The organism is Stenotrophomonas sp. STEN030, assembly GCF_056759995.1.
This window is the reverse complement of record NZ_JBRREB010000028.1, coordinates 1-14,284: the sequence shown is the minus strand read 5'-3', so window position 1 is coordinate 14,284 and position 14,284 is coordinate 1. Positions and strand designations below refer to the sequence as shown.

Here is a 14,284-nt window from a genome sequence, read left to right as displayed (position 1 = left end):
CAAGCGGGCCATTTCATTTACGGTCTCCCGGCTGGAAATGCCGACCTACTGCGGCGGCCAGTCGAAGGCCTGGGCACTTCCGCCATCAGCCTTGTTCATTTCCCGCGAGCGCGCCTCGATATGCTCGCGTGACCCATTGCAGAACAACATGGCACTCTGCAGCCCGCCCATGTACTTCTGGCTGGCGGAGATGCACATCGTTTCGCCTGGGAACACACTGGAGCTCTCCTGACAGTAGGCCTGCTGGTCGCGCCAACTGCCCGGATACGCCTGTCTGGCCGCTGCGTACAACGACGCCAACGTCGCCTGCAGTGTCGCCGGATCCGCATCCGCCGTTGGCTGCTGGCGTATCGGCGTGCGCAGCAACAACGCCGGCTTGGTCCGCTGTACCGACCCCAGGCAGTACAGCGCGGCGGGCGCCTCCGCCGCCGCTACCTTGCCGGCCACCGCCCCGGTAGCCGGCGCAGCCAGCTGTTCGGCAATCGCGGGGGCAGGTGGTCCCGGCATGATGATCTTCAGGCCCTGCTCGCTCCCAGCACGCCATACCCGCACAGGTACATCGGAACCAGGCGCAAGGCGACTGACAATGTACGCCAGCTCATCTGGCTCCATTACCGCCTGCCCATCCATCTCAAGCAGCACATCCTTTGCCCGGATTCCGCCGACCGCAGCCGCGCCACCCTCGGCAACCTCGATGACCCACACACCGCGCGGAGCATCCAGCCCCACTGCCTGCGCCAGCTCGGCACCAACCACACCAACGCGCACACCCAAGCGACCACGATGCACATCAGCATCGCTGGCTACCGGTGCATCTGCAGCAGGCGACCGCACTGCCTGCTGGTCGCCCGGCACCCAGCGCACCACGTCGTATTTTGCGGTGAAACCGCCAATCAAACGGCGGTAATCCTGTTCGGCCTTGTCCGCCTCGGCACGGGTGTCGTAAGCGAAACAGTAGGCAGCTTCAGCAGGGATGCCTGCGGCCTGCGCCACCGGTTTGAACGCCTCACGATACGTCCCAGCCTGCTCCAGCGCCGCAGCCAAGGCACGATCGCCCGGCACCGATTTCTCGAAGACGCCACTGCTCACGGTCAATGCGGTAACCAGCCGCCCCGGCACATCGGTGGCAGTTGCATGACAACGGAAGAAATGCGGCTGGGCCTGGGTGACGCCGACAGCGGCAAGTACGTCGGCAGGAAGTGTCCATGGCACGTCATGCCATTTGCCCACCTTCACGAACAACGTGCGTTTGTCCCACAGGCCGCGCTGTTCCTCGCGCAGGGCTTCTGCTTCGGCCCGAGTGCGCATCGCCACGCAGCTTTTCTCGCCTGCTCCGCCGAGCCCTGCCACGTGGCGATGAAAGGCGCCGGCGACGCGGTTGACCGCCTCCATGTCCAGGATCGATGCGTTGAACTCGAGTACCGGCGACGCCCAGACGCGCGCCGGTGTGTGGCCGGTATCGGTGACGGTACAAAGAACGTAACCGCCCGCCGGCTGCGCCGCCGCCAACGGCGACAGCCCCAGTGCGACAAACGCCAGCAAAGCAAGACGATGCATGCTCACTCCCCCGTGATGCGGAGCCCCCTCCGCACCGGTCTGATTGACCGGCGAGGCAGTGTGCCACGAATCCCGATGCCCTTTAGCGGAAAGGCGGCCCCGCAAGGCCGCCTTTTAGCATCATCCTGGGCAAGCACAGGATCAGTACCCCTGCTTCTCCAACCAGGCATCCACCTGCGGCTTGCGCTGTTCGCGCAGCCGCAGCTTGGTCTGGATCCCGGCAATCACCGTCTCCGCATCGCGCCGCGAGGTTGGTGCGATATAGGCATCGGCGAACGCCTGGATCTTCTCCACCATCTGCAGGTTGTCAGCACTGCGCCCCAAGCCCGGATAGTAACGCGCGCGCGAGGTGCTATCGACCAGTGTGTCCACCTTCTCGCGATGGGCAACGGCGAAGTCGAACGCAAGATCAGCATGTTCACTTGATACACCTCCGATCATGCGTGCGCTGTTGGTTGCGCCAGGCTCGTCGGTCAGCGCCATGTCCAACGCACGTTGCGCCAACGCCTTGTCCTTCGGCAGCGCCAGCAAACCGTAGTACTGGTCACGCACCATTGCCGAGGTTTCCTGCCTGGCCAGCGCGTGCAGCTTGTCCCAGGTTGCCGCGTCGGCGTTACGTGCAACCACACCCAGCACACTGCTGCGCAGTTCTGGTGACAGCGAATCCGGCTTGGTCAGGAAGGCATCAAAACGACGCCGTGCTTCGGCGATCACCTTCGCATCTTCCAACCCCGCCAAGGTATCGATCAGGCTGCTGCGCAGCTCCTTGGTCTGTGCCGAGTCGCCATCCTTGCCATCCCAACCCAGTGACTGCAGCACCGGCGACAGACGCGAACGCGCATAACTGCGGAAGGCCGCCTGCCGCGCGGTGTCGCCGTCGAACATGCCGTCGATGCCACTCAAGGTGCCGGCGGCCATATCCCACAGATCGGTCGGCGCATCAGCGCCGATCTTCGCCGTCAGATCCAGCAGATCCGCATCAGGCTGCAGGCCGGCTGCAGCCAGTGCACTGGTATCCATCATCACACCGAGCTTGTCGACCACCGGCAATTTGTCGAAGCCTGTACTCAGCGCCTTGAACTGCGTCGGCGCATACAAGGTGCGGTAATAGCCCTTCTGCCCGGCATTGACCAGCAACGGACCGCTGCAGCCCGGCAGCTGCACGGCGGTGTCACCATCGACCAGCGTGTGCGCCACTTCGCCACCACCAACACGCAGGCTTACCGGCACGCGCCAATGCAGTGGTTGTTTGTCCTTGCGATCAATCGTGTACTCGCCCTGGCTCAACTTCACCTGGGTGTTGCCAGCCACACAGCTGCTGCTGGCACGGATCAAAGGCACGCCCGGTTGCAGGGTGAAATCATGTGCGACTTCCATGAAGCGCTTACCCGGTGCCGCCTTGTCGATCTCAGCCCACAGGTCGTCGGTGACTGCATTGCCATAAGCGTGAGCAGCAACATAGCGACGCACGCCATCACGCCAGGCATCCGCGCCCACGTAATCCTCGAACATCGAGATAACCGCCGAACCCTTTCCATAGGTTATGCCGTCGAAGGCCTGACTGGCCTGCTCCACCGTCTCCACGTGCTGCACGATCGGATGGGTGGTGACGTAGGCATCGCGGCCCATCGCGCCGCGACTGGTATGCGCGGCATCGACGTTGTTGATGTCCCACTCCGGATGCAGCTTGCGGGTGGTGCGTGCCTCCATCCACGAAGCGAAACCTTCGTTGAGCCAGAGGTCATCCCACCATGCCATCGTCACCAGATTGCCAAACCACTGGTGCGCGATCTCATGCGCGGCAATCGAGAACACAGCCTTCTTGTCGGAGACGCTGGACACGGCCGGGTCCAACAGCAAGGCATATTCGAAGGTAAAGATCGCGCCCCAGTTTTCCATCGCGCTGAAGAACTGGCTGCCACCCGGCGCAGCGATATTGTCGAGTTTTGGCAGCGGATACTTCACCCCAAAGTAGTCGTTGTACTCGCGCAGCACCTCTGCACTGCCTTCAAGGGCGAAGCGCGCCTGATCGACCTTGCCGGCCTGGGCGATGACGCCGATCTCGGTGCCGCCTTCGTCAACGGTGGCGCGCTCAAACTCACCGGTGGAGAAGAACAGCAGGTAGGTCGACATCTTAGGCGTGGTCTGGAACACCACCTGCTTCAAACCCTTCCCCACCGACTTGCTGCTGGCCACCGGCATGTTGCTGACCGCCATCTCGGCTTCCGGCACGGTCACGCTCAAGTCGAATGTCGCCTTGAACCCCGGCTCGTCCCAGGACGGAATGAAGCGGCGTGCATCGGAGTTTTCGAACTGGGTGAACAGCGCGCGTTTCTTGCTGCCATCAGCCACCGGGTAATCCAACGCGAACAGGCCATTGGCCTGGGTGTTGATGGCGCCGTCGTAATCGATGCTCAGCGTGTAGCGGCCGGGCTGAAGCGGCTTAGCCACGCCGAAGCTGGCGGTCTGGTTGGCCTCGTCGACGCTGACCGTGGCAGGCATCGCCTTGCCTCCACCGGCCGGCTGCAGTTGGCTTTTACCGAAGCGCATGCCCGCCGCCTGCAGCACGATGGTGTTGGTTGGCTGCAGCACTTCCAGGTCGATGCTGACCTTGCCGCCGAAGCGCATCTGCCCTGCGTGCGGAGTGATCTGCACCCGGTAGTGATCCGGACGTGCAGTACGTGGCAACTGGGTGGTGACTTCGTTCGCCAACGATGCGTGAACTGCTGGCTCAGCAGCAAACACAGCAGGAGTGGCAACGCAGGAAAGGGCGAAACCAATAGCAATAACAAGGGAACGGCGCATCAAAACTCCGGACGGACGGGCTTGGGCCCTAGGCCCACCAGACCCGAATCATCTGCCCCTGCATCGCCCCCCAACACCCCCGGAAGTCATAGCCGGGCGCGAGCTGTTTCCTGTTGCGCGCGTTCGGCAATCATCGCCCGGTACTGGCGCGGCGCCATGCCAACCTCTGCCTTGAACTTGCGGGTGAATGCGCTCTGGTCACTGAAGCCACAGGCCTGGCCAATGCTGGCCACGCTGTCCTCGCCGTGCAGCAGGTGCAGGGCGATCTGGATGCGCAAACGGGTCAGCACCTGCTGCGGCGTCATCTGGAACACCTTGCGGAACGAGCGCTCCAGCTTGGACAGCGAGAAGCCGGTGATGTCCAGCAACGTCTGCATGCGCACGTTTTCCGCGTAATGCGTGTTGAGGTAATCCAGTGCCAGCCGCAGCGGCTCGTATTGAGATTCCAATCCGCCGCGCTGGCCCAGGTCCCGCGAGATCCCGATCAAGCCGACCACCTTGCCGTTCTCGACGATGGGCCGCTTGCAGGTCAGGCACCAACCGGGCTGCTGGTTAGGAAACAACTGCAGTTCCATCACGTTCTCGATCACCTCGCCGGCCAGCACCCGCGCGTCCTGCTCGGTGTAAGCCTCACTCATGCCGACCGGGTACAACTCATCGGCGCGCTTGCCGATCGCGTCGTTGCGCGACTTCATGCCCAATCGCTGCATCATCGTCATGTTGACGTGGGTATAGCGCCCATCGATGTCCTTGGCGAAAAACAGCACGCTGGGAATGGCGTCGAACAGGGCTTCGATTTCGGCGGGGTCAATACGCATCGGGTCAGTCAGGCTGGCAGCGGGGGCGTGCGCAGCCATTCTAGCCAGCCCCGGGCCACTACGGCGCTGGCCATAAGTACTTGCCGCTGCCCGCACCCGCCAAGGGAAAAGAAGACCCAAGCCCAAGTTGCTGGCATCATCTGGCCCAACTTCCAACGAATCCGTGCCCGATGAGCCAAGTCAATCCACCAGGCCACTATACTGTCGGCCAACTATGGGCCTGCCAGGGTCGTCATGACGGCGAGCACCCCACCCTGCTGATCAATCGCATCGACCAGCATCCGCTCGGCGGCAACATCTACCACGTCACCCTGAACGGGCTGAGTATCCGCAATCCCCGCGTACCAGAGGGTGTCATGACCCAGCTCGCCCACGCCCCGGTCACCGACCAGACCCTGCAACGCAGCCAGCTTCGCCTGCTTGGCCAGCAGGCAGCAGATCCGGCATACCTGCAGGGCTATGCTCAATGGCGCGAAGCATTTGATGCCGGCAATGCTGGTTCGTTCGGGGTCAGCGTGATCGCCATTCTGGAAATAGTCGAGCGACAGCTCAACGGCATCCCGCTGGACCAGCCGTAGTACCGGGCCTTTCTCGGCAGAAGCCTTGCCGGTAACGCCCCTGCCGGGCATCGGTCGGCACTACAACGACAACGCCCCGCTTTCGCGGGGCGTTGTCTGTTGCATCACGGTGCGGCTATCAGCCCCACGGATCCTGCAGAACCATGGTGTGGTCGCGGTCCGGGCCGGTCGAGACGATCGACACCGGGCAGCCAGCCAGTTCTTCCAGCGCGCGCAGGTAGGCGCGTGCGGCCGGCGGCAGCTTGTCCCACTCGGTCACGCCGTGGGTGTTCTCGGTCCAACCCGGGAACTCCAGGTACACGGGCGTGCATTCTTCCCAGCCCTGTGCGTCCAGCGGGGCGTATTCCGAACGCTTGCCACGGTATTCATAGGCAATGCAGACCTTCAGCTTTTCCATGCCGTCGAGCACGTCGAGCTTGGTGATGCACAGGCCGGAAATACCGTTGATGGCCACGGCGCGCTTCAGCGCGACGATATCCATCCAGCCGCAGCGACGCGGACGGCCGGTCGACGCGCCGTACTCGGCGCCACGGTCACGGATGCCCTGGCCGATTTCATCGTCCAGCTCGGTCGGGAACGGACCACCGCCAACGCGGGTAGCGTAGGCCTTGGCGATACCCAGCACGTAGTCGATGGCATCGGCGCCGACGCCGGCACCGGCCAGTGCACCACCAACGGTGGTGTTGGAGCTGGTGACGTACGGGTAGGTGCCGTGGTCGATGTCGAGCAGTGCGCCCTGGGCGCCTTCGAACAGCACGCGCTTGCCCTGCTTGCGCAGGTCATGGCAGATGCCGGCAACGTCGGACTTCATCGGCTCGACGTATTCGCCGAAGGCCAGTGCTTCCTGGTACACGGTGTCGAAATCGACCGGCTCCACACCCAGGTACTTGGTCAGCACGAAGTTGTGGTAATCCAGCGCGGTACGCAGCTTTTCAGCCAGCTGTTCCGGGTAATGCAGGTCGGCGATACGGATGCCGCGACGTGCAACCTTGTCTTCATAGGCCGGGCCGATGCCGCGACCGGTGGTGCCAATGGCCTTGCCGCCAGCTGCCTTCTCACGCGCCTGATCCAGGGCGATGTGGTACGGCATGATCAGCGGCGCTGCCGGCGAGATCTTCAGACGCGAACGCACTTCCACGCCAGCCGTTTCCAGCTCTTCGATTTCCTTGCGCAGGGCGGCCGGGGAAATCACCACGCCATTGCCGATCAGGCACAGCGCGTCATCGCGCAGGATGCCAGACGGGATCAGGTGCAGGACGGTCTTCTTGCCGTTGATGACCAAGGTATGGCCAGCATTGTGACCACCCTGGAAACGAACAACTGCGCCGATTTCTTCGGTCAGCAGATCGACGATCTTGCCCTTGCCTTCATCGCCCCACTGGGCGCCGAGAACAACAACTGATTGACCCATGACGGGTAACTCCTGAATTTTGCTGCGGCCATCGGGGCCGCGGACGGGGCCGTGCGCTGCGCTGCAGTCCGCCATCATGGACACCCCATCGGGGAGCATCCGGCAAACGCCAGGGCCATACACGGAAAAAGCCGAACGGAGCACTCCAAGAGGAGCAAGCCCGACCGGCTTTTGTGGATTATCCGGGTTTTGCCTGACAGCTACCACCCCCGAGGCTGCAGGTTGGTATGGGCGTCAGGGTTTGGTTCAGTGGCGGACCCACCAAAGCACTGCCAGGCCGATGAACAGTGCCGCAGCGCCCATTCCGCGCAGGGAGGCGGCGGGCTGTTCCAGCAGCTGCGCGGCCATCCGCTTCCACGCCAAGGGCGCGATGAACAGGAACAGGCCTTCGATGATGGCCACGAGACAGAGGGCGGAAAAGAGGTCTTGCATGCGTCAGAGTCTTTAAAAAAAGCAGGTAGTGCCGAGCCATGCTCGGCAGGGGCTTTACCGGAATAACCGAACCTGTAGTGCCGAGCCATGCTCGGCAGGGGTATTACCGGAACGACCGTTGTAGGAGTGGCGTCAGCCGCGAAGCCGGCAGCGATGAAATCACGGGCTTGGCTGCAATCTGATCAATTTAGGGCTTCGCGGCTGATGCCGCCGCCAAACAATGCTTGGAAAGCCCTTGCCGAGCATGGCTCGGCACTACATGCCTGGGCATTGCTTGGAAAGCCCCTGCCGAGCACGGCTCGGCACTACGAAGCTGCCCTCACCCCAACCCCTCTCCCGCAGGCGGGAGAGGGGCTAAAGCAAGGGCTAGAGCAAGGCGATCAGCGATCGCTCTTCATGTACTGCAGGAACGGGTCGTTCTTGTCGAGCACGATCACGCCGTTGCCGTCGGTCATCGAGGCGCGGTACGCCTCAAGGCTGCGGTAGAAGGCGTAGAACGACGGGTCGGCCGAGCCAGCCTTGCCGTAGATCGAGGCGGCGGAGGCATCGCCTTCACCGCGCAGCTGCTGCGCATCACGTTCGGCTTCAGCCACGATCACGGTGCTTTCGCGGTCGGCCTGGGCACGGATGGTCAGCGACTGCTCTTCACCCTCGGCGCGTAACTTGGCCGCCTCCTGCTTACGCTGGGCGCGCATACGCTCGTAGACGTCGGCGATCACCTGGCTGTCGGTCGGCAGGTCGATCTGCTTGATGCGCAGGTCGATGATCTCCATGCCCAAGGCGGCAATCGCCTCGTTGATCGATTTCAGCTGGCCGGCAATCAACTCACCACGGTCACCGGACACCAAGGCCTGCAAAGTGCGCGAGTTGATCTGGTTACGCAGCGAGTCGGTGATGATCGGCGCAAGGCGGGCGTTGACGATCTTGCTGTCGCCGCCGGTGGCGCGGTAATAGGCGCGCACGTCGGAGATCTTGCCAATGGCGAAGAAGTCGACGCTGACGTCCTTCTGCTCGGCGGTGAAGTAACGCGCCGGGGCGGTATCCAACACCTGGAAGCGGCGGTCGAACACGCGCACGGTTTCAACCAGCGGCACCTTGAAGTGCAGGCCCGGCTTGATGTCGGCACGCACCACCTTGCCCAGGTTGAGCACCATCGCGGTCTGGTCTTCACGCACCACATAGACCGAGCCCAGCAGGCCCAGCAACACTGCGACGACTACGCCGATAACGACTGAATTTTTCATCGGCCGGCCTCCTCACGCGATGCCGAGCGCGAGACCGAACGGTCCGCGTTGCGAATGCTGTCGGTCGCCGCCGGCAATGCCGGTGCCACCATCTCCGGGGTCAGCTGCGGCGCAGCCGAGCTCTTGCCCGCATCAGCCGGCATCGGCACGTAGATCAGCTGACGGCCGTCACCACCGATGACCTTGCGGTTCTCGGCCAGCACCTGCTCCACCGTTTCCAGCCACAGACGCTTGCGGGTGACGTCCGGCGCATTCTTGTACTCACCCTGCAGCAGGGTGAAACGGCGTGCGTCACCCTCGGCGCGAGCGACGATGGCCTGCTTGTAACCTTCGGCGGTGGTACGGGCACGCGAGGCCTGGCCGCGCGCTTCCGGTACCACCTTGGCGGCGTAAGCCTGGGCTTCGTTGATCAGACGTTCCTTGACCTGCTGGGCACCGTTGACCTCGTCGAAGGCCGGCTTCACTTCTTCCGGCGGACGCGCGTCAGGCAGGGTCAGGCCGGTCACGCTGAGGCCGGTCTTATAAGCCTTGAGCGAAGCCTGCAGACGCTGCTCGGCAACCACAGCCAGCGGCCCACGGTTGTTCAGCACGGTGTTCAGATCGGCGCGGCCGACCTGCTCACGCACGGCGCTCTGTGCGGACTGCTCCAGCATCTGGTCGGCATCGACGGTACCGAACAGGTATTCGCGCGGGTCGTCCACGCGGTACTGCACGTTGACCGACACGTTGACGATGTTTTCGTCGCGGGTCAGCACCGGTACGTTGCTGCTGAAGGTCTTGATCTGGGTCGCGTTGACCTTGACCACCGATTCCAGCGGCCACGGCAGCTTGAAGTTGGGGCCAGGCTGCAGGATGCGCGAGTACTCGCCAAAGCGCAGGACCACGCCGCGCTGCTGTTCGCCGATCAGCTGGAAACTGGAGAACAACAACAGCAGACCCAATGCGACCAGCACCCAGCGCCAGATACCACCATCAAACAGGTCGCGCAGCGGCCCGGGCAGTCCACCGCCCCAACCTCCGCCATTGCCGCCACGTGGCGTACGCGGCGCGCGGTTGTTGTCCGCACCACCACCGCTGTTGCCGCCGGGTGTATTCCAGGCCATGCATGCTCCATCTGTAAGGGCCAGGCTGCGGGGGCTCCCGCCGAGGACCTGACCATCTATCGAATCCCGATTCTAACAAGGCAGACTCTGAACAGGTTCGGGGCTACCTGAACGGAAAGATTTGCCCACCGATCAGCGAGCCAAGTTGCTGATCCTGCGGCGCGGACCCCAGCCAAGACCGGTCCCGCGGTATCCATGCAGGCCCTGGTCGGCACCTGCTATGAACAGGAATAAGGGCAGACCGGCCATTTCACAACAGTTATGGTTGCACTCCCCCGTTCCGACGCAGGCCTACCGATGTCCCCTACCGCCCCGTTTACCGCCTTCCGCATCCATAACGACGACGCTGGCTACCGCAGCGGCCCCGAACAAGTGGGCCTGGACCAGCTGAGCCCGGGCGAAGTGGTGATCCGCGCCCGCTGGTCTTCGGTGAACTACAAGGATGCGCTGGCCGGTACTGGCAAGGGCAAGATCCTGCGCCGCTTCCCGCTGGTTGGCGGTATTGATGTCGCCGGCGAAGTGGTCGCTTCCAGCGACCCGGCCTTCCGCGAGGGCGACCAGGTACTGACCACCGGCTGCGGCCTGAGCGAGACCCGCGACGGCGGCTACAGCCAGTACGTACGCCTGGAATCCAAGTGGGTGATTCCGCTGCCGGCCCAGCTCAGCCTGCGCGAGGCCATGGTGTTGGGCACGGCCGGCTTCACCGCCGCGCTGGCGCTGCTGCGCATGACCGACAACCGGCAGACGCCTGCCCATGGCCCACTGGCCGTCACTGGCGCTACCGGCGGAGTCGGCTCGCTGGCGGTGGATATCTTCAGCCAGGCCGGCTACGAGGTGCATGCGATCAGCGGCAAGGCCGAGGCGGCGGACTATCTCACCGCCATCGGTGCCAGCCAGATCCTCGGCCGCGACGCCCTCGCTACCACCCGGCCGATGGAATCGGCGCGCTTCGGCGGCGGCTTGGACAATGTCGGCGGCAGCATGCTGACCAGCCTGCTGGCGCAGACCAGTCCCTATGGCAACGTGGCTTCGGCCGGCCTGGCTGCCTCGGGCGAGCTGGACATGACGGTGATGCCCTTCATCATCCGCGGCGTTTCCCTGCTGGGCGTGGCCTCGGCCGGCACCGCCCGCGACATCCGCGAGCAGGTCTGGCAGCGCCTTGGCAGCGACTGGAAACCGCGCCACCTGGACCGCATCTGTACCCGCGAAGTCGGCCTGGACGGCCTGCCCGAGGTGTTCGCGACGATGCTGGACGGCAAGTCCTTCGGCCGCACCGTCGTAAGAATCGACTGATATCGGCTACAAGTGGCCCCGGCGTGAGGCGCGTCACTTCACGCCGGCGGCGCGCCAGCACTACACTGCCGCCACTACTTGGGGAAAAACATGGCGCGTATCCTGATCGTCGACGATTCACCATCGCAGTTGATGGGCATCCAGCGCATTGTGGAAAAGCTGGGGCATGAGATTTTCACCGCAACTGATGGCGCCTCTGGGGTGGAGGTTGCCAAACAGGTGCTGCCGGACCTGGTGTTGATGGACGTGGTGATGCCGAACCTCAATGGTTTCCAGGCCACCCGCACACTGCGCCGCGAGGCGACCACGCAGCACATTCCGGTGATTCTGGTGACCACCAAGGATCAGGACACCGATCGCTTGTGGGGCATGCGCCAAGGGGCGAAGGCTTACATCACCAAGCCGTTTACCGAAGACGACCTGTCGGCGGTGATCGCGCAGGTGTTCAGTGCCGAGGCGCCGCCGGTTGGGTGATGCTGCTTTCTTGGGGAAAGCTGTTTGGAAAGGCGGGCTTTGCCCGCCTTTCTTGTTTTTTTGGGTTGGGGTTTGCTTTGGGTCTGCTTGCTAGAAGCGTCCCCTCACCCGAACCCCTCTCCCGCGCGCGGGAGAGGGGCTAGTGCACTAGCAGCCGACGCGTGATCCGAGCCCCTCTCCCGCATGCGGGAGAGGGGTTGGGGTGAGGGCAAGCTTCTAGCTAAAGACGTAAACCAGAGAAAAAAGAAAAGCGGGCAAAGCCCGCTTCTCTTCAACAGCAACAGCGCGAACCGAACCGCACTCAGTCCTCGCCAAACGCCTTGGCCAGATCCTTGTACGCCTTGCGCTGGGCCTCATTGCTCGCCACTGGCGCCACAACTTCCAGCTCAACAATCTGGTCTCCATCCGGGCTGCCCGGCAAGCCACGGCCGCGCAGGCGCAGTTTGCGGCCGCTGTCCGAATCGGCTGGCACCTTCAGCTCCACCGAACCACCAAGCGTCGGCACGCTGATGCTGGTTCCCAAGGCGGCCTGCCACGGGGTCACCTGCAAGGTGTACAGAATATTGCGGCCATCCACCTCGAACTGCGGGTGCGAGGCATATTCGACTTCCAACATCAAATTGCCGCCGCCACTGCCCTGCCCGCTCAGGCGGATCACCTGGCCCGGTCGGATGCCTTTGGGCACACGCACGTCGAGCTGGCGACCGTCCACGGTGATGCGCAGGCTATCGCCGTTGTAGGCAGCCTCCAGCGGCACCGACAGCTTTGCGCGGGTATCGCGCATCGGCTGCGGGCCGGCACCACCGAAACCCGGGCCCGGACGCCGTCCACCCGCACCTGCGCCACCGCGCTGGCGAGCAAACAGGCTCTCGAAGAAATCGCTGAAACCGCCGTTGGCATTGCCGCCGCCGAACACTTCCTCGAAATCAAAGCCCTGCCCGCCGCCAAAGCCCGGCGGGGCATTGAATTCCTCGCCCGGGCGATAGCCCTGCGCGCGCAGCTGGTCATAGGCCTTGCGCTTGGCCGGATCGCGCAGCGCCTCATAGGCCTCGTTGATCGCCTTGAACTTGTCCTCGGCGCCGGCTTCCTTGCTTACGTCCGGGTGGTATTTGCGCGCCAAGCGACGGTAGGCCGTCTTGATTTCGGCATCACCGGCGCTGGGTTCAACCCCAAGCGTGGCGTAGTAATCCTTGAATTCCATCCTCACACCTCTGAAAAAAAGCTGGCCCGACACCTTGCGGCAACGGGCCATCGTGCAATCGGCAGGCACCGTGGCCCCATTCTACCGGGCCACGGTGCCTGCGCAGGTGGAAGTTCGCTCACGCCATCAGGCGTTGGGCTGGCCCTGCACCACCTGGATGCGGCGCGGTGCCGCCTCGCTGCGCTTGGGAATGCGCACTTCCAATACGCCATTGTGGCTGTGGGCAACGATGCCCTCGGCATCGGCGCTGTCGGGCAGCACAAAACGGCGGTTGAAAGCGCCCTGGCCGCGTTCGCTGCGGGTCAGGCGCTGGCCTTCGGCCAGTTCCGGCGCACTGCGCTGGCCGCTGATGGTCAACACACCCTTTTCCATCTGCACTTCGATGCTTGCGGGATCAACGCCAGGCAGGTCGGCCGAAACGACGAACCGGTTGGCTTCCTCGCGGATATCGACCGCTGGCACCCAAGCTGACGCGGTGCTGCCGGTGACGGTTTCAAGCAATGGCGACAACAACTGATGAACCTCGGACTGGGTCGGCCACTGGCGGTAACGTACGATGCTCATGATGTCCTCCTGCAAGATGTGGGGACTGGCATGCCGGAATGGCGCTGCCTTTCCCATGCCAAGGACGTATTGTGTGAAGACCGCCTTTTCAAGCTGTAGACGCGGCACCTGCACTACCGCTTTAAACTAAAATTCAGCCTAGGAGCCCCCAATGCCCATCAACGTCGGCGACCGTATTCCAGAAGTAACCCTCAAGCGCCTGCGCGAAGGTCTGGAAACGATCGACACCCATGCATTGTTCGATGGCCGCAAGGCCGTGCTGTTTGCCGTGCCTGGTGCGTTCACCCCGACCTGCTCGGCCCGCCACTTGCCCGGTTACGTCGAGCATTTCGAAGATTTCCGTAACCGCGGCATCGAGGTGTTCTGCATGGCGGTCAACGACCCATTCGTGATGCAGGCCTGGGCCAAGAGCCAGTCGGTGCCGGATGGGCTGCAGATGCTGTCCGATGGCAATGGTGATTTCACCCGCGCATTGGGCTTGGAAATGGATGCCAGCGCTTCGGGTATGGGCATTCGCTCGCGTCGTTTTGCGCTGTATGTGGAAAACGGTGTGGTGCGCGCTGCGTATATCGAACAGCCAGGGCAGTTCGAGGTCTCCAGCGCCGAGCATGTGTTGGCTAATTTGCCTGCGTAACGTCCCAGCGGAAGAGCGGCTACGGTAGTGCCGAGCCATGCTCGGGAGGGGCTTTACCGGTGAGGCCCGCGCCGAGCATGGCTTGGCAGTGCATTGCGATGTTCAGTTCTCTAAGTGGAAGCGGACGAGTGTCCTTGTTGCGTCGTATGCCAACGCGGTCAGGTTATGTT

13 protein-coding genes are annotated in these 14,284 nt (G+C 63.4%); 4 read left to right on the top strand and 9 right to left on the bottom strand.

All coding sequences use genetic code 11. The annotated features are described in order from the left end of the window. Window positions 1–45: 45 nt before the first annotated feature. The 3 genes from ACVOLR_RS11265 to ACVOLR_RS11255 all read right to left on the bottom strand — a co-directional run bounded on the left by ACVOLR_RS11265 (window position 46) and on the right by ACVOLR_RS11255 (window position 5,180). A complete protein-coding gene (locus ACVOLR_RS11265) occupies window positions 46–1,557 on the bottom strand; it encodes a PDZ domain-containing protein (RefSeq protein ID WP_481536490.1) in 1,512 nt (503 codons plus the stop codon). 141 nt (window positions 1,558–1,698) lie between these two features. Next, on the bottom strand, window positions 1,699–4,362 hold the full coding sequence (locus ACVOLR_RS11260) for a M1 family metallopeptidase (RefSeq protein WP_481536489.1): 2,664 nt from the start codon (window positions 4,360–4,362) through the stop codon (window positions 1,699–1,701). 86 nt (window positions 4,363–4,448) lie between these two features. Continuing rightward, window positions 4,449–5,180, bottom strand: a complete 732-nt coding sequence (locus tag ACVOLR_RS11255; RefSeq protein ID WP_481536532.1) for an AraC family transcriptional regulator — start codon at window positions 5,178–5,180, stop codon at window positions 4,449–4,451. Between the two features lie 170 nt (window positions 5,181–5,350). On the opposite strand from ACVOLR_RS11255, the gene ACVOLR_RS11250 reads away from it, so the two are divergent. Further along, window positions 5,351–5,758, top strand: a complete 408-nt coding sequence (locus ACVOLR_RS11250) for a hypothetical protein (RefSeq protein WP_481536488.1) — start codon at window positions 5,351–5,353, stop codon at window positions 5,756–5,758. A gap of 118 nt (window positions 5,759–5,876) precedes the next feature. Here ACVOLR_RS11250 and ACVOLR_RS11245 read toward each other — a convergent pair whose 3' ends face one another. The 4 genes from ACVOLR_RS11245 to hflK all read right to left on the bottom strand — a co-directional run bounded on the left by ACVOLR_RS11245 (window position 5,877) and on the right by hflK (window position 9,948). After that, window positions 5,877–7,169, bottom strand: a complete 1,293-nt coding sequence (locus ACVOLR_RS11245; protein WP_481511078.1) for an adenylosuccinate synthase — start codon at window positions 7,167–7,169, stop codon at window positions 5,877–5,879. A gap of 246 nt (window positions 7,170–7,415) precedes the next feature. After that, window positions 7,416–7,601, bottom strand: coding sequence for a DUF2065 domain-containing protein (locus ACVOLR_RS11240; RefSeq protein ID WP_481511077.1), 186 nt, complete (start codon window positions 7,599–7,601; stop codon window positions 7,416–7,418). Between the two features lie 380 nt (window positions 7,602–7,981). Next, the gene (gene hflC / locus ACVOLR_RS11235; protein WP_481530284.1) at window positions 7,982–8,845 is read right to left on the bottom strand and encodes a protease modulator HflC; all 864 of its coding nucleotides are present in this window, start codon (window positions 8,843–8,845) and stop codon (window positions 7,982–7,984) included. After that, window positions 8,842–9,948, bottom strand: coding sequence for an FtsH protease activity modulator HflK (gene hflK, locus ACVOLR_RS11230; RefSeq protein WP_481536487.1), 1,107 nt, complete (start codon window positions 9,946–9,948; stop codon window positions 8,842–8,844). Before hflK ends, hflC begins: the two co-directional genes overlap by 4 nt. 297 nt (window positions 9,949–10,245) lie before the next feature. Between hflK and ACVOLR_RS11225 the strand changes: the two genes are divergently transcribed. After that, window positions 10,246–11,241 carry a YhdH/YhfP family quinone oxidoreductase gene (locus ACVOLR_RS11225; RefSeq protein ID WP_481536486.1) on the top strand — a complete coding sequence of 332 codons (996 nt, stop codon included), beginning with the start codon at window positions 10,246–10,248 and terminating at the stop codon, window positions 11,239–11,241. A gap of 90 nt (window positions 11,242–11,331) precedes the next feature. Continuing rightward, complete coding sequence (pilH, locus tag ACVOLR_RS11220; protein WP_481511073.1) at window positions 11,332–11,715, top strand: twitching motility response regulator PilH; 384 nt, start codon at window positions 11,332–11,334, stop codon at window positions 11,713–11,715. Window positions 11,716–12,016: 301 nt separating this feature from the next. Here the strand turns inward: pilH and ACVOLR_RS11215 are convergent, their stop codons facing one another. Beyond that, entirely contained in the window at window positions 12,017–12,916 is a 900-nt protein-coding gene (locus ACVOLR_RS11215; RefSeq protein ID WP_481536485.1) for a DnaJ C-terminal domain-containing protein, read from the bottom strand. A gap of 126 nt (window positions 12,917–13,042) precedes the next feature. After that, window positions 13,043–13,480 carry an Hsp20/alpha crystallin family protein gene (locus ACVOLR_RS11210; RefSeq protein WP_481536484.1) on the bottom strand — a complete coding sequence of 146 codons (438 nt, stop codon included), beginning with the start codon at window positions 13,478–13,480 and terminating at the stop codon, window positions 13,043–13,045. Window positions 13,481–13,631: 151 nt separating this feature from the next. Between ACVOLR_RS11210 and ACVOLR_RS11205 the strand changes: the two genes are divergently transcribed. After that, complete coding sequence (locus ACVOLR_RS11205) at window positions 13,632–14,114, top strand: redoxin family protein (protein WP_481536483.1); 483 nt, start codon at window positions 13,632–13,634, stop codon at window positions 14,112–14,114. Window positions 14,115–14,284: the final 170 nt, after the last annotated feature.

Excerpts from the sequence above, each read along its gene's own strand:
- ACVOLR_RS11245 (WP_481511078.1), bottom strand. The coding sequence starts at position 7,169 with ATGGGTCAATCAGTTGTTGTTCTCGGCGCCCAGTGGGGCGATGAAGGC.
- hflC (WP_481530284.1), bottom strand. The coding sequence starts at position 8,845 with ATGAAAAATTCAGTCGTTATCGGCGTAGTCGTCGCAGTGTTGCTGGGC.
- pilH (WP_481511073.1), top strand. The coding sequence starts at position 11,332 with ATGGCGCGTATCCTGATCGTCGACGATTCACCATCGCAGTTGATGGGC.
- ACVOLR_RS11265 (WP_481536490.1), bottom strand. The coding sequence starts at position 1,557 with ATGCATCGTCTTGCTTTGCTGGCGTTTGTCGCACTGGGGCTGTCGCCG.
- ACVOLR_RS11210 (WP_481536484.1), bottom strand. The coding sequence starts at position 13,480 with ATGAGCATCGTACGTTACCGCCAGTGGCCGACCCAGTCCGAGGTTCAT.
- hflK (WP_481536487.1), bottom strand. The coding sequence starts at position 9,948 with ATGGCCTGGAATACACCCGGCGGCAACAGCGGTGGTGGTGCGGACAAC.
- ACVOLR_RS11225 (WP_481536486.1), top strand. The coding sequence starts at position 10,246 with ATGTCCCCTACCGCCCCGTTTACCGCCTTCCGCATCCATAACGACGAC.
- ACVOLR_RS11260 (WP_481536489.1), bottom strand. The coding sequence starts at position 4,362 with ATGCGCCGTTCCCTTGTTATTGCTATTGGTTTCGCCCTTTCCTGCGTT.
- ACVOLR_RS11255 (WP_481536532.1), bottom strand. The coding sequence starts at position 5,180 with ATGCGTATTGACCCCGCCGAAATCGAAGCCCTGTTCGACGCCATTCCC.
- ACVOLR_RS11240 (WP_481511077.1), bottom strand. The coding sequence starts at position 7,601 with ATGCAAGACCTCTTTTCCGCCCTCTGTCTCGTGGCCATCATCGAAGGC.
- ACVOLR_RS11205 (WP_481536483.1), top strand. The coding sequence starts at position 13,632 with ATGCCCATCAACGTCGGCGACCGTATTCCAGAAGTAACCCTCAAGCGC.
- ACVOLR_RS11250 (WP_481536488.1), top strand. The coding sequence starts at position 5,351 with ATGAGCCAAGTCAATCCACCAGGCCACTATACTGTCGGCCAACTATGG.
- ACVOLR_RS11215 (WP_481536485.1), bottom strand. The coding sequence starts at position 12,916 with ATGGAATTCAAGGATTACTACGCCACGCTTGGGGTTGAACCCAGCGCC.